We start from the raw sequence: 15,671 nt of genomic DNA on the forward strand, positions 1-15,671 counted from the left end.
TTGACTAATTTAGTATAATAAGAGTATCAAAGGAACATAATACCCTTTGTAGTAATACTTACAACTAAATAGGAGTGATTATTTATGAATAACGGAATTTTTGACAGTAACTTTGATGCAATGTTCAATAGAATGTTTAATGAATTAGGACAAGGTCAAGTGAAGCGCAAATTTTATATTAATGGGCAGGAAGTAACACCTGAAGTAATTCAACATATACAAAATAACCAATTTAATGATAATCAGGCACAACGATTAAAAGATCAAAATAACAATGTGCAGGGTGAGTTTTTATCAAAGATTGGTAGAAATTTAACTGAAGAAGCACGTAATGGAAAACTAGATCCAGTGATTGGACGTTCAAAAGAAATACGTAATACAGCAGAAGTATTAAGTAGAAGAATAAAGAATAATCCAATCTTAGTTGGTGAAGCAGGGGTTGGTAAGACTGCGATTGTCGAAGGTTTAGCTCAAGCTATTATTGACGGAGATGTACCACAGGCAATTAAAGATAAAGAAATAATTTCAATAGATATTTCTGCGCTTGAAGCAGGGACACAATATCGTGGTGCTTTTGAAGAAAATGTTCAAAAATTAATTGATGAAGTGAAAGCACAAGATAATATCGTATTATTCTTAGATGAGATTCATCAAATGATCGGTAGCGGAGCAACTGGTGCTGATTCTGGTAGTAAAGGCTTATCTGATATTTTAAAACCAGCATTAAGCAGAGGAGATATTACAATTATCGGTGCTACTACTCAAGATGAATATCGTAACAATATTTTAAAAGATCCAGCTTTATCTCGTCGATTCAATGAAGTTGTCGTGAATGAGCCAAGTGCAGAGGATACAATTGCAATATTGGAAGGTATAAAAGAAAAATATGAACAACATCATGCAGTAGAAATACCTGATAATGTGATTAAAGCTTGTGTTGAGTTATCGATTCAGTATATTCCGCAAAGATTATTACCGGATAAAGCGATAGATTTACTGGATATCACTGCAGCACATGTTTCTTCTAATCATACAGTTGTTGATACTGTTCAATCAGAAAAACAAATCGAACAGCTTGAACAAGAAAAATTAAAAGCAGTAGATAGAGAAGATTATGAACAAGCAAATGCACTACAAATGGAGATTAAATCAATAAAGGATAGTCTAGAGAAAAGCGTCGAAACAAATACGTTAACAGTTGATGATGTAGCAGGAACAGTTGAGAGATTAACTGGAATTCCTGTTTCGCAGATGGATAGTAACGATCTTGAACGTCTGAAAAATATTAAAGATAGATTATCAGAAAAAATTATCGGTCAAGATGAAGCGGTACAGGCGGTGGCAAAAGCAATCCGTAGAAATCGTGCTGGATTTGACGAAGGCAACCGACCAATCGGTAGCTTCTTGTTTGTTGGTCCCACTGGCGTAGGTAAAACAGAACTCGCAAAACAGTTAGCTGTTGATTTATTTGGTAATAAAGAAGCATTAATTCGTCTGGACATGAGTGAATATAGTGATTTAACAGCTGTTTCTAAAATGATCGGTACTACTGCTGGTTACGTAGGATACGATGATAACTCAAATACATTAACAGAACGTGTTCGCCGTAATCCTTATTCAGTGATTCTGTTCGATGAAATTGAAAAAGCAAATCCACAAATATTAACATTGTTATTACAAGTATTAGATGATGGAAAATTGACTGATGGTCAAGGTAATGTGATCAACTTTAAAAACACGATTATCATTGCTACAAGCAATGCAGGATTTAGTTTGGACAGTAAGAAGACTGAAAGTACTGACATTATGGCAATCATTAAAGATTATTTCAGACCTGAATTCTTAAATCGATTTAATGGTATTATAGAATTTAAATCTTTAGATAAAGCAAGTTTACTTCAAATTGTTGATCTTATGTTAGATGATGTTGAACGAACATTAGCTAAAAAGGAAATCACAATGACAATTACAGATGAAGCGAAAAACTGGTTAATTGATAATGGTTATGATGAATTACTAGGTGCGAGACCGTTACGCCGTGTTGTAGAGCAACATGTTAGAGATAATATAACTGATTACTATTTAGAACATCCGGAAGTTAAAAATGTTCATTTAACGTTAAATAATGATAAAACAGATATTAAGGTAGCATAAAAAATGCGGGTACAAAATGTACCCGCACTTTTAATTTGTCTTTATTAAAGAGATGAATTCAGTCATTTCCTGAGTACATACGTAGCCTTTTCTTAATAATATGCCTATTGGATAATAGTTATTTTAATCGGTTAAATGAAATATTTTAGTTGTCTGATATCTACTTCTTAACATCCTTTTCATTTATCACTGCAATAATAACAAATTCTTTTATTATTGTAGTTTGCCAAAGTAATGACATAATAATAAAGAAATCGTAAGACTAAAAAGCCCTACGATTCATTTTCTCTGTAATCTTCTTTCATCTGCTGAATATATTTCACATCTGGTGTAACAACAACTGTCGATTGATCGGTATATGTGACAAATCCTGGTTTAGAACCATTTGGTTTATATACATAACGAATTTCTGTGTAATCCACAGGTATCTTAGATGATCCTTGTGCTTTCGAGAAATGTCCTGCTAAAAAGGCTGCATCTTCAATCGTACCATCAGTCGGTTGTGCATCTAATATAACGACATGACTGCCTGGAATATCTTTCGTATGGAACCAAAGATAATTATTTCTGCCCATCTTATGCGTGATATATTCATTTTGCAGATTATTTCTTCCAACTACAATTACTTGATTATCTCGCGATAAATAGTGATCGATATCTTGTGTCTTCTTTTTCTTCTTATCATTCTTTTTATGCTTTTTCTTAATTAAATTTTGTTCAGCCAGCTCATTACGAATATCATCAATGTCATCGAGTTCAATATGATTAAGTTGCATTTGAATGGTCTGGATATATTCAATTTCATCTTTTGTTTCTTCTATCTGAACGATAGCATGCTGTTTTCTCGTTTTAAGACGATTGTACTGCTTGTAATAATATTGTGCATTTTCAGCAGGGGATTTTCTTGGATTTAGAGGTATTGTTACTGTTTCATCGTTATAATAATTCACAGTTTCAAATGCTTCCATGCCTTGTTTTAGCATATACATATTACTTGTGATTAATTCACCGAATAAATTCATTTCATCCATTCGTTTTGTTTCTTCAAGTTCATTAACAAGTTTTGCCAGTTTCTTCTCGTTTTTCTGAAGTAAACTGGTTAAGTGACGTGCAAGATCGTTCGTCTGGTTTCTTACGCGCTCACGTGTTGCACGATCTTTATAGAAGTGATCTAACAATTCACTTAAACTATCGAAAGATTCTACATCTGTAATAAATGGTACTGGTTTATAATAGAAATCTTCTTTATCGTTTAATGTAAATGCAACAGGTCTGATATACTGATCAGTCATAAAGTTTTTAAATGCAGCATCTATATCGTTATCTGAAGCTAACAGTGCATTGACGGCAACCGGACTGAAACCCTCTAGTGCGTTGAGTAATGCTTTTTTAATCGGCAGCTCTGGATTAAGTAAATCACTGACTGTATTAATTTCGAATGGATTATGTTTTTTTAATGTTGGCGGGAATTCATAGCTAAAGCCCGGCATTAACGTTCTAGCACTGTTCGTATTTGGTGTTAAATGTTTTAAGCTATCGAGAATTTTTTTATTTTCATCAGTAAGAATAATATTGCTATGCTTACCCATTATCTCTATATAGAGATGTCGTACGATACGATCACCAATTTCATTCGTGTTATTGATGATGATTTCTATAATTCGGTCATTTCCAATTTGATTGATGGTCGAGACGATACCGCCTTCAATATGTTTACGTAATACGCGTAAGAACATCGGTGGCTCGAACGGGTTATCAAAGTTACCGGTTGTTAATTGTAATCGTGCAAAGTTAGGATGTGCTGATAAAAGAAGTTTCTGATTCTTTCTATTCGCACGGATGACGAGTACTATTGTATAATCATCAGGTTGTGTAATTTTATTAATACGTGCTGTTTCTAAAAATGATATTTCTTTAATCATTTGATGTGTAAATAAGCCATCAAAAGCCATATGCTCACCTCTTTTTTTCGTCCCTTTAGTGTATCATGAATTCATTCATCATCATATATATGTGCACAATTATAATAGAAAACATGGAAGCTTAATATTATCATGTATTTTTCTTAAGTTTTATGATAAATTTAAATATAATCACTTTTAGATGAAAGGTCGTTATTATGGAGAAAGAAAAAGGGTTATTAATTGTTCTATCAGGTCCATCAGGTGTTGGTAAAGGTACAGTGCGTAAGGCAATATTTGATGATCCGGAAACTGATTTTGAGTATTCAATTTCTATGACGACACGCAACCAGCGCGTCGGAGAAGTTGATGGCGTGGATTACTTCTTTAAATCAAGAGAAGAATTCGAAGCATTGATAAAAGAAGATGCATTTATAGAATATGCAGAATATGTTGGTAATTATTATGGAACACCTGTACAATATGTTAGGGATACGATGGATGCAGGGAAGGATGTATTTTTAGAAATAGAAGTGCAGGGAGCACGCCAAGTACGTAAGAAGTTTCCAGAAGCATTATTTATCTTTTTGGCACCACCTACTTTAGAACATTTAGAACAGCGTTTAATCGGTCGTGGTACTGAATCACAGGAAGTGATTCAAAACCGCATTAATGAAGCGCGTAAAGAAGTAGAAATGATGAATCTATATGATTATGTTGTCATCAATGATGAAGTAATGGAAGCGAAACAAAAGGTTCAGACCATCGTAGAAGCAGAACACTTAAAACGTGAACGCATAGAAGCGCGTTTTAGAAAAATGATATTGGAGGCGAAATAGATGTTAAACCCACCGTTAGATCAATTAAAGAAAAATGTAAATTCTAAATACTTAATCGTAACACTTGCAGCTAAACGTGCACGTGAATTACAGGATAATCCAGAAGGCGCATTATTAGATGATTATACCTCATATAAACCAGTTGGCCGTTCTTTAGAAGAAATTGCAGCGCATAAAATTAGAATTACGAATGAATTACCAAATTAAAACTAAGACTGACAAATTAATTTTTGTCAGTTTTTTTACTAGGAGGAAATCATGAAAATAATATTAGGTGTAACAGGTGGTATTGCAGCATATAAAGCGATCGACTTAACGAGCAAACTGACACAGGCTGGTCATGAAGTACGTGTTATTATGACGGAGGGTGCACTGGAATTTGTAACACCTCTGGCATTTCAGGCATTGAGTCGAAATTCTGTGTATACAGATATCTTTAAAGAACATAATCCAGCTGAAATTCAACATATTAGTCTAACTGATTGGGCAGACTGTATGGTAATCGCACCTATTACCGCATCAACCATTGGTAAGATGGCACAAGGTATCAGTGATAATATGCTTACTGCGACGTATTTAGCATATACAGGTCCTGTATATATTGCACCTGCGATGAACGCTAAAATGTATGATCATCCTGCTGTGATAGAGAATTTAAAGACATTACATGAAAGAGGCGTTCAAATTATTGAGCCAGGCGCAGGTTTTCTTGCATGTGGGTATATTGCAAAGGGGCGTATGAGTGAACCGATTGATATTATGAACATTATCACTACAAAACAACAGATTAAACAAGTTGAACAGGATTTATCAGGTAAAAGTGTACTGATTACAGCTGGACCTACTATTGAGAAAATAGATCCAGTACGTTATTTAACAAATCGTTCTTCTGGCAAAATGGGATACAGTTTAGCTGAAGCGGCAAGTGTACGCGGTGCTCATGTCACGTTAATTTCAACGGATTTACCACTGGATGTGCCACAAGGCGTAAATCATATCAAAATTGAAAGTGCTGAAGATATGTTCAATGCAGTAAAAGATAACATGGATAAAGCTGATATTATTATCAAAGCAGCAGCAGTTGCAGATTATACGCCTCTTGAAGTGTATGAACAGAAACTGAAGAAAAAAGATGGTGATTTAACGATTACATTTAAACGTACACAAGACATTCTAATGTATATCGGGACACATAAAACGCATCAATGTGTTATCGGATTTGCAGCCGAAACCGAACAAGTCGAAAAGTATGCACGCGGCAAACTCGTTAAGAAAAATGCAGATGTCATTATAGCAAATAACGTTGGTGACAAAACGATTGGTTTCAAGTCAGATGATAATGCAGTAACGATGTATTTTAAAGATGGAAGTGAAGCTTCAATTGAAAAACAGCCGAAATTAGGGGTTTCTCACGAAATATTAACACAAGTGATAAAGAAGGGATTTAATTGATTGCTAAAGTAATCGTTGATGTGAATAGCAAACGGGTTGACAGATTATTTGATTATCTTATACCCGATCATCTTGAAACACAAATTGTTCCTGGCATGCGTGTCGTCGTTCCCTTTGGTCCTCGGAAAGTACAGGGGTATGTGATCGCATTGAGTGAGACTGCTGAGTTTGATAAATTAAAACCTATCATCAGCGTACAGGATTATGTACCGGAATTGACACAGGAACTGATTGAATTGAGTGAATGGATGAGCTATACGCATGTTTCGAAACGTATCGCAGTACTTGATGCTATGCTACCAGCTGCTTTAAAAGGTAAATATAAGAAAATATTACGTATCAGTAATGATATTGATATACCGCATGATTTAATAACATATTTTAACAATGATCAACTATATTTAGAGCGTGCACAAGAATTAGAAATGATGCCGAGACTTACCCCATTTATTAAAAACGGAAGTATCGTAGAAGATATTGAAGTGACACAGAAAAATAAAGTAAAAAAATTACTTGGGGTAAAGTTAGTTCCAGGCGTTGATTATGAGTCGTTATCAAAAAATGATAAGCAGCTTGCAGCATGTGAAGAGGTGTTGTCGAACCGTGAAGGAATAACATTTGTAGAATTAGAAGCGCGAGGTATTTCAAAAGGGGTATGTAACACACTTATAAAGAACGGTGTGTTCGAAAAAGTCGAACTAGAACAAATACGAGATCCATTTGCACATAAAGTATTTTTTGAAGATGATAAGAAACAACTGCTTCCTGAACAGCAAGCTGCGTATAATGCGATCCACGAAGCTTATGAAAATAAAAAAGCTGAGACATTTTTACTACATGGTGTTACAGGTTCAGGTAAGACAGAAGTATATTTACAGCTGATCAGTGATGTATTAGACAATAATCAGCAGGCGATTGTGCTTGTCCCTGAAATTGCATTGACACCTCAAATGGTTGACCGCTTTAAATCACGATTTGGAGATGAAGTGGCAGTACTTCACTCGGGACTATCAAGCGGTGAACGATATGATGAGTGGCGTAAAATTAAGAACCAGACTGCAAGTGTGTCAGTTGGTGCTCGAAGTAGTATCTTCGCACCATTTAAAGATGTCGGTATAATAATCATCGACGAAGAACACGAAACGACATATAAACAAGAAGATTATCCAAGATATCATGCACGAGAGATAGCAGAATGGCGTGCGAAATATCATCAGTGCCCACTCGTATTAGGAAGTGCGACACCATCTCTGGAAAGTTATGCAAGAGCTGAAAAGGGCGTCTATACCAAATTAGAAATGTTAACACGCGCGAATCAACAGGCGATGCCTGAAATGTTTGTCGCAAATATGCGTGATGAACTGGCAAACGGCAATCGATCGATGTTCTCTGAAATTTTGAAAGAAAAGATTCAGGAAAAAATCGATAAGGATGAACAGGTCGTACTATTTTTAAACCGACGAGGACATGCACAATTTATGTTATGTCGTGATTGTGGTCATGTACCGATGTGTCCAAACTGTGATATCAGTCTGACATATCATAAGTTTACCGATGAACTGAAATGTCATTATTGTGGATATAAAGAACCTCCAGTAAACGTATGTCCAAGCTGTGGGAGTGAACATATCCGCGAGATGGGTGTAGGAACTCAGAAAGTCGAAGAAATAATTTACGAAACATTTCGTGATGCAAAGGTCATTCGAATGGATAATGACACGACAAGGAAGAAAGGTTCTCATGAAAAGCTGCTTGAGCAGTTTAAACGAAAAGAAGCGAATATATTACTCGGCACCCAGATGATTGCGAAAGGATTAGACTTTCCGGATATTACACTCGTTGGGGTATTAAATGCAGACACGATGCTGAACCTACCCGATTTCCGTGCAAGCGAGAAAACGTATCAATTACTTACACAAGTATCGGGACGTGCGGGAAGAAGCACGAAAAGCGGTGAAGTCGTCATTCAGACATACAACCCGGAACATTATGCCATACAATATGCAGTAGCAAATAATTACCATGGATTTTATAAAGAAGAAATGACGTATCGTAGACTTGGGAAGTATCCACCGTATTTTTATATGGTGTATCTGAATTTTAGTCATCAGGATTTAAGGAAAGTACTACTGGAAAGTAAACATATACATCAAATATTATTACAACATTTGACACCGGGCAGTTACGTATTAGGACCAGCACCGAGCCCGATTGCACGCATTAACAACCAGCACCGTTTCCAGATTATGATCAAGTTTAAGTCGGAACCCGAATTATTGAAAGCTCTGAACTATCTGGACGATTATTATCATGAGCAGTTTGTAAAAGATAAGTTTACGCTGCATATAGATATTAATCCATATATGATGATGTGATGTGTAAAGTTGTGACGGAAACGGTAGTATTTCCAAAATACAGCCGCTTCCGCATCACAAAATCAAACCCACACACCCCTACATTTTGTATACGACCGCAAAATGTAGTAAAATGACACTAAACACTCTCTTTAGCCAAAGTTAAAGAGAGTTTTATCATTCAAACGAATATATCGCAATCTTACGCAAAATAAAGTAAAATAGAATGATTGAATAAAAAAGGAGTAAGTCCATTGATTAAACCATTAATAGATAAAAATGATGCATTACTGCATAGAGAAGTTAAAGATGTAACGGCTTTTGACGATAGTCTAAAAGCTTTGATTCAGGATTTAGAAGATAGTTTATACCATTATAATGGTGTAGGTATTGCTGCACCTCAAATTGGTGTCGATTTAAAAGTCGCACTTGTTGATATGGAACAGGATGGTATTTTACAGCTCGTAAATCCAGTGATTACTTATTACTCAGAAGATAAAGAGAGTGATGTCGAGGGTTGTTTATCAGTGCCAGATGTATTTGGTATGGTAGATCGTTCAACAGAAATTGTTATAAAAGCAAATGATTTAGAGGGTAACGCAATTGAAATGACGGCATATGATGATATCGCTCGTATCATTCAACATGAGGTTGATCACCTGTACGGTACAATGTTTACTGATAAAGTAACGCGTTACGTATCTGAAGAAGAGCTGGAGGCGATGTATGATGAAGAAGCCTAATATTATTTTTATGGGGACACCTGACTTTTCAGCACCTATTTTAAAAGCAGTACACGATGCATTTGGTGTAACACATGTCATCACACAACCGGATAAACCAGTTGGTCGTAAAAGAGTCCTTACAGCACCGCCTGTAAAAGTTCAGGCAACAGAACTTGGTATCGAAGTATACCAACCGGAAAAGATGACAAGTGATGAAGCTTATGAATATGTTCAAAACTTAAATCCAGATCTTATAATTACAGCAGCTTATGGTCAGTTATTACCTGAACGTGTGCTTGAAATACCTCGACTTGGCTGTATTAATGTACATGCTTCATTACTACCGAAATATCGTGGGGGTGCACCGATTCATAAAGCGATTATCAATGGTGAAAAAGAAGCAGGTGTTACTATTATGTACATGGCAAAAAAACTAGATGCCGGTGATATGATTGCTCAAGTTGTTGTACCAATTGAACAAAATGATACGGTCGGTTCATTACATGATAAATTAAGTACAGCAGGTACGAAATTATTGCTTCAAACGTTACCGGATATATTTGCTGAAACAAATAATAGAATACCGCAAGATCACGACGCCGCAACGTTTGCTTCAAACGTTAGTCGCGAAGAAGAATTTGTTACTTTTGATCGCCCAAGTCAGGCAGTTCATGACCATATCCGTGGGTTAAGTCCATGGCCGGTAGGTTTTGCTAAACTCGATGGTCAGAACATGAAACTGTGGATGTCTGAAATTGTTGATGGTTCAGGACAACCTGGTGAAATAATAAGCGCTGATAATAAGGGTATTAAAGTAGCGACGAACGATGGTGCAGTGTTGCTCACTGAAGTTCAGCCTGCTGGAAAAAAACGTATGAATGCAGGTAGTTATATCGCAGGATTAAAACAAACGATTGTGGGGCAGACATTTAATGGAGCATAAACGTAGTGTTAGATATATTGCCTTAGAAATTTTGGATCAGGTTTTAACTGAAGGTGGCTATAGCAATTTACTTATTAATGAGGCGATTAAAGAAGGTTATGTTGAGCCTGTTGATAGAGCATTATTAACAGAACTTGTTTATGGGACTTTACAACATAAATTAACGCTTGAGTTTTACATTGAGCCTTTTATAAAAGCAAATATTAAAGGTTGGATGCGTCGTTTACTATTAATGAGTGTTTATCAGGCGGTATATTTAGACAAAGTACCTGATCATGCGATTATTAATGAAGCGGTTGAAATCACAAAGCAACGTGGCTCAATTAGTGGTGCCAATACAATGAATGCTATTTTGCGTAACTTCCAGCGTAATGAACTACGTGATTTTGCTGAGATTAAAGATGACTTAAAGCGTTTAAGTATTGAAACAAGTACACCGCTTTGGTTAATTAAACACTGGAATACACATTTCGGTTACGATAAGACACGTGCGATGGCAGAAGAATTTCTGACGTATCCTGATACAACGGTCCGTGTCAATACGACAAAAATTACGATTGAAGAAGCAATTCAGCGATTACAGGATGAAGGCTATACTGTTGAACAGTCAGAGATTATTCCAGAATGTCTGGCAATTGATGGACCACCTATTGTACAGAATCCATTATTTAAACATGGTTTCTTAAGCGTTCAGGATGCTTCAAGTATGCTTGTTGCAAATGTGTTGGATCCAGAAGAGGGAGAAACAATCCTTGATGCGTGTAGTGCACCTGGAGGGAAAGCTTGTCATATCGCTGAAAAGATGAACCGTACTGGGCGCGTCGTCAGTCACGATGTCTATCCGCATAAGATTGATTTGATTAAATATAATATTAATCGTTTAAGTTTACGCAATATAGAACCTTCAGTTCATGATGCGCTCGAACCTTTTGAAGGCATTTATGATAGAGTCCTAGTCGATGCACCTTGCTCAGGATTTGGTGTCATTAAGCGTAAACCTGAGATTAAATATGAAAAGACACCTAAAGATATAGATACATTATGGCCGATGCAATTAGAAATACTCACGAATGCCAGTAAAGTTGTAAAGCCTGGTGGCCTCTTAGTATACTCAACATGTACGATAGAACAGATGGAAAATGATAACGTAGTCTACTCATTTATAAAACAGAACCCGGATTTCGAGATTGAACCGATAAAATTACCGGTATTAGGTGAACATAAACTATTGCAAATATTACCACAGGACTTAAAGTCTGACGGATTCTTTATTGCAAAGTTAAGAAGGAAGAGTGAATAATTATGGCTTTATTAGAAAAGAAGAATAAAAAATTTATGCCCAATTTTGAGAAACCGTCTATTTATTCGTTACAATTAGATGAGTTGAAAGATTGGTTGGCAGATCACAAACAGCAATCATTTAGAGCGAAACAAATTTTTGACTGGTTATATGTAAAACGTGTAACAAGTTTTGAAGATATGACAAATTTATCAAAAGAGTTACGTGAAGTTTTAGAAAGCAACTTTACGATGACGACTTTAAAAACAGTCGTTAAACAGGAAAGTAAAGATGGAACGATTAAGTTCTTATTCGAGTTACAAGACGGTTATACAATTGAAACTGTATTAATGCGTCATGATTACGGTAATTCTGTCTGTGTTACGACACAAGTTGGCTGCCGTATCGGATGTACTTTCTGTGCATCGACGTTAGGTGGCTTAAAACGTAATTTAGAAGCAGGCGAAATAGTTGCTCAAGTACTTGCAGTGCAACAAGCGCTGGATTTAACAGAAGAGCGTGTGAGTCACGTAGTTATTATGGGGATTGGTGAACCATTCGAAAACTACGAAGAAATGATGGACTTTTTAAAGATTATCAATCATAATGACGGACTTAACATTGGAGCACGTCATATTACTGTATCGACATCAGGCATTATTCCTAGAATCTATGATTTCGCTGATGAAGAATTACAAATTAACTTTGCACTGAGTTTACACGGTCCTAATAATGATATTAGAAGTCGATTAATGCCAATTAACCGTGCATATGATCTTGAAAAGTTAATGGAATCAATTGAATATTATGTGAATAAGACAGGACGCCGTATCACTTTTGAATATGGTCTATTTGGTGGCGTTAATGATCAGGTACATCATGCGAAAGAACTTGCCAAATTAATTAAACATCTAAATTGTCACGTGAATTTAATTCCGGTTAACCATGTACCCGAACGTGATTACGTACGTACACCGAAAGAAGATATCTTTAAGTTTGAAAAAGAATTAAAAAGAAATGGAATAAATGCTACAATTAGACGTGAACATGGTGCAGATATTGATGCTGCATGTGGACAATTACGCGCGAAAGAAAGAGCAGAAGAAACGAGGTAGTCATATGCACGCACGTTTTTTTACGGATATGGGACCAGTCAGACAACGCAATGAAGATGCTGGCGGAGTATATTACAATCACACAGGACAGTTGTTCGTAGTTATTTGTGATGGTATGGGTGGACATAATGCAGGGGATGTAGCAAGTAATTTTGTTAATGATTTACTTGCTGAACGTTTTACAGAGGAAAACTACATTGAACGTCAAAATGCTGAGAGCTGGCTGAAAAGTAATATCTCTGATATAAATCGTCAGCTTTATCAGAGAAGTCATGAGAACAATGAAAATCAAGGCATGGGTACTACTCTAGTTTGTGCTTTAATTTTTGATCATCAAGTCGTAATTGCAAATGTTGGAGATTCTCGTGCATATCTTATCAATGAACGTGAAATGCGCCAGGTAACGCATGATCATACATTTGTAAATCATTTACTGATGGCTGGTGGTTTAACGAAAGAAGAGGCACGTAACCATCCTCAACGCAATGTTATCACTAAAGTAATGGGTTCAGATAAACGTATTCATCCGGATATGTTTGAATATGATTTCGATCGGTATGAATATCTATTATTATCCTCGGATGGTCTAACTGATTATCTTGAAGAATCATACATACATGAAATTATCAAGACTCGTGAAAATGTAAAAGCAGCTGGAGATGCATTGATTAATGCTTCTGTAGAGGCAGGAGCGCGTGATAATATTTCTGTAATACTTGTCCCTTTAAAAGGGGGCGAGTAAATGATTGGTACAATTATTAGTGACCGCTATAAGTTAGTTAAATATATCGGCGGTGGAGGAATGAGTAGTGTATACCTCGCCGATGATATTATTTTAGATGCACAGGTCGCTGTAAAAATCATTAATATTCCTCCTGTCGATGTTGATCGTGCGGTTAAGCGTTTTGAACGTGAAGTACAGAATGCAACAACATTATCTCATCCTAATATCGTTAAAGTCCTGGATGTAGATGAAGATGAACGTCATTATTATATGATTATGGAGTATATTAATGGTCCTACATTACATGAATATATACGTGATAATGGTCCGTTAGATGTTGAAGAGGCAGTATTCTTCACAAAACAAATATTGCGTGGTATTGAACATGCGCATCAACATCGTATAATTCATCGTGATATTAAACCTCAAAATATTTTGATGATGCAATCAAAAGAACTTAAAATCTCTGATTTTGGAATAGCACGCGCATTGAGCGAGACGGCGATGACGCATACGAACCATATTATGGGAAGTGTGCATTATTTGTCACCAGAACAAGCTAAAGGGAAACAAACGGATGAAGCAAGTGATATTTATTCAATAGGTATCGTTTTATTTGAAATGTTGACCGGACATCCTCCTCATGAAGGTGAAAGTGCAGTCGGTGTAGCAATTAAGCATATTCAGGAGCAACTACCATCTGTAATTGAAGAAAACCCAGCAGTACCTCAAGCGCTAGAAAATATTATATTAAAAGCAACGATGAAAGAGAAATATCAACGTTATCGTACAACACAGGAAATGTATGATGATTTAAACACCTGTCTTGACGAAGAACGTTCAGAAGAACCGAAAATGATGATTGTTGACGATGCAACAAGAATGATTCCTGTGATAAAAGCAAATGATACGATTGAAATGCATCCTGTTACAACGATGCCAACAGAATCAGCTGACGTTCAAAATAATGATGAACAGGATAATCATGAACTAAAGAAGAAAAAAAGAAAATGGTGGTTATGGTTATTACCACTGTTACTTATTTTAGGTTTAGGAACAGCTATCGCTTATATGACTTTTGCACCAAATTATAGTGTAGTTCCAGATATCAATGGTAAGTCAATTTCAGAAGCAACTAGTTTACTTGAACAAAGTAATTTACGTAAAGGACAGGTTAATTACGTATTTTCTGATACATTTGAAGATGGGACCGTGATTGAAACTGATCCGATGATAGGTGAAAAAGTTAAAGAATTATCACGCATTAACTTAACAATATCAAAAGGTTCTAAAAAGTTTATGTTTGAAGAATTTGTCGGACAGGATATTTCTAAAGTTAAGAAAAAACTAGATAAACAAGGTTTTAAATCTATAAAAGTAAAACACGTTTATAATTATGAAAAATCAGGTACAATCATTAAACAAAATATTAAAGCAAACAAAGAAGTCATTCCTAAAGATACTACCGTTGTATTTACAGTATCAAAAGGTGTTGAGGAAATATTTGTTCAGGATTATACCGGGCTTTCTTTTGAAAAAGCCAAAGCTGAACTGGAACAATTAGGCTTTGTCGTTAATGTGGTACAAGTAATTTATTCTGATGACGTATCAAAAGGTGATGTTATTTCTCAGAATGTCCGTAACATAAAGTTCCCTTACGGATCAACGATTAATTTTGAAGTATCAAAAGGAAAAGAGAAAAAGAATACAGAAGAGAAAGTCACTACTGAAACACCAGAAGAAAAAGATAAGAAGTACATCGGAACAGTTAATATTCCATATAAGGGCAAAGAAGTAACACCATCAACAGAAGCACCTGAAACAAACGAAGAAGGCGAAACTGTAGAACCACCTGCAGAACCACCTGCTACCCAAAAGATGCCTCAACTTGTCGAGATATTTATTAAAGATAAAAACAATGATATTTCAACGATTTATGAATCTTATGAAACAACAAAAGAAAGTAAGAAAAGATTAGTGCTTACAGTTGAACCAGATACACAAGGTGCGATTATTATTAAAATTGATGGCAAGACGTATTTGCAGGAACAAGTCGATTATGACGAAATTGAATAGTATTTAAGACGGCTAAGTAAATTCACTTTATGCCGTCTTTTTTATGCTTTTTATTTGTAATATTTATTATTTAAACCTATATTTTAAATATACACACAAGGGGGTCACT

At 35.7% G+C, this 15,671-nt stretch carries 12 protein-coding genes; 11 read left to right on the forward strand and 1 reads right to left on the reverse strand.

Annotated elements, in window-relative coordinates; translation table 11 throughout:
- Positions 1-84 precede the first annotated feature (84 nt).
- A complete protein-coding gene (locus tag HT586_RS05500; protein ID WP_203546472.1) occupies positions 85-2,154 on the forward strand; it encodes an ATP-dependent Clp protease ATP-binding subunit in 2,070 nt (689 codons plus the stop codon).
- Between the two features lie 272 nt (positions 2,155-2,426).
- Here the strand turns inward: HT586_RS05500 and HT586_RS05505 are convergent, their stop codons facing one another.
- Positions 2,427-4,106, reverse strand: coding sequence for an Rqc2 family fibronectin-binding protein (locus HT586_RS05505; protein WP_203546473.1), 1,680 nt, complete (start codon positions 4,104-4,106; stop codon positions 2,427-2,429).
- Positions 4,107-4,273: 167 nt separating this feature from the next.
- Here HT586_RS05505 and gmk point away from each other — a divergent pair, with 167 nt between their 5' ends.
- From gmk to pknB, 10 genes are all read left to right on the forward strand, one after another.
- Positions 4,274-4,894: a guanylate kinase gene (gene gmk / locus HT586_RS05510; RefSeq protein WP_096076774.1), complete on the forward strand. Its 621-nt coding sequence runs from the start codon at positions 4,274-4,276 to the stop codon at positions 4,892-4,894.
- Positions 4,895-5,101 carry a DNA-directed RNA polymerase subunit omega gene (gene rpoZ / locus HT586_RS05515; RefSeq protein WP_096076773.1) on the forward strand — a complete coding sequence of 69 codons (207 nt, stop codon included), beginning with the start codon at positions 4,895-4,897 and terminating at the stop codon, positions 5,099-5,101.
- 48 nt (positions 5,102-5,149) lie between these two features.
- On the forward strand, positions 5,150-6,346 hold the full coding sequence (coaBC, locus tag HT586_RS05520; RefSeq protein WP_203546545.1) for a bifunctional phosphopantothenoylcysteine decarboxylase/phosphopantothenate--cysteine ligase CoaBC: 1,197 nt from the start codon (positions 5,150-5,152) through the stop codon (positions 6,344-6,346).
- The gene (priA, locus tag HT586_RS05525; RefSeq protein WP_203546474.1) at positions 6,343-8,721 is read left to right on the forward strand and encodes a primosomal protein N'; all 2,379 of its coding nucleotides are present in this window, start codon (positions 6,343-6,345) and stop codon (positions 8,719-8,721) included. The genes coaBC and priA overlap by 4 nt, the downstream gene beginning before the upstream one ends.
- Positions 8,722-8,954: 233 nt before the next feature.
- Positions 8,955-9,443: a peptide deformylase gene (gene def / locus HT586_RS05530; RefSeq protein ID WP_096076770.1), complete on the forward strand. Its 489-nt coding sequence runs from the start codon at positions 8,955-8,957 to the stop codon at positions 9,441-9,443.
- Positions 9,430-10,368 (forward strand): methionyl-tRNA formyltransferase, encoded by a 939-nt coding sequence (gene fmt, locus HT586_RS05535; protein ID WP_203546546.1) that lies wholly within the window; start codon positions 9,430-9,432, stop codon positions 10,366-10,368. Before def ends, fmt begins: the two co-directional genes overlap by 14 nt.
- The gene (rsmB, locus tag HT586_RS05540; protein WP_096076769.1) at positions 10,358-11,668 is read left to right on the forward strand and encodes a 16S rRNA (cytosine(967)-C(5))-methyltransferase RsmB; all 1,311 of its coding nucleotides are present in this window, start codon (positions 10,358-10,360) and stop codon (positions 11,666-11,668) included. The genes fmt and rsmB overlap by 11 nt, the downstream gene beginning before the upstream one ends.
- 2 nt (positions 11,669-11,670) lie before the next feature.
- Positions 11,671-12,762: a dual-specificity RNA methyltransferase RlmN gene (gene rlmN, locus HT586_RS05545; protein ID WP_203546475.1), complete on the forward strand. Its 1,092-nt coding sequence runs from the start codon at positions 11,671-11,673 to the stop codon at positions 12,760-12,762.
- A 4-nt stretch (positions 12,763-12,766) separates the two neighbouring features.
- On the forward strand, positions 12,767-13,504 hold the full coding sequence (locus tag HT586_RS05550; RefSeq protein WP_096076767.1) for a Stp1/IreP family PP2C-type Ser/Thr phosphatase: 738 nt from the start codon (positions 12,767-12,769) through the stop codon (positions 13,502-13,504).
- The gene (gene pknB / locus HT586_RS05555) at positions 13,505-15,562 is read left to right on the forward strand and encodes a Stk1 family PASTA domain-containing Ser/Thr kinase (RefSeq protein ID WP_203546476.1); all 2,058 of its coding nucleotides are present in this window, start codon (positions 13,505-13,507) and stop codon (positions 15,560-15,562) included.
- Positions 15,563-15,671: the final 109 nt, after the last annotated feature.

Source organism: Macrococcoides bohemicum (assembly GCF_016865215.1).
Classification (GTDB): Bacteria; Bacillota; Bacilli; order Staphylococcales; family Staphylococcaceae; genus Macrococcoides; species Macrococcoides bohemicum.

Coding starts and splice junctions, on each gene's coding strand:
- HT586_RS05500 (WP_203546472.1), top strand. CDS start 85: ATGAATAACGGAATTTTTGACAGTAACTTTGATGCAATGTTCAATAGA.
- HT586_RS05550 (WP_096076767.1), top strand. CDS start 12,767: ATGCACGCACGTTTTTTTACGGATATGGGACCAGTCAGACAACGCAAT.
- HT586_RS05505 (WP_203546473.1), bottom strand. CDS start 4,106: ATGGCTTTTGATGGCTTATTTACACATCAAATGATTAAAGAAATATCA.
- rlmN (WP_203546475.1), top strand. CDS start 11,671: ATGGCTTTATTAGAAAAGAAGAATAAAAAATTTATGCCCAATTTTGAG.
- rsmB (WP_096076769.1), top strand. CDS start 10,358: ATGGAGCATAAACGTAGTGTTAGATATATTGCCTTAGAAATTTTGGAT.
- pknB (WP_203546476.1), top strand. CDS start 13,505: ATGATTGGTACAATTATTAGTGACCGCTATAAGTTAGTTAAATATATC.
- rpoZ (WP_096076773.1), top strand. CDS start 4,895: ATGTTAAACCCACCGTTAGATCAATTAAAGAAAAATGTAAATTCTAAA.
- gmk (WP_096076774.1), top strand. CDS start 4,274: ATGGAGAAAGAAAAAGGGTTATTAATTGTTCTATCAGGTCCATCAGGT.
- fmt (WP_203546546.1), top strand. CDS start 9,430: ATGAAGAAGCCTAATATTATTTTTATGGGGACACCTGACTTTTCAGCA.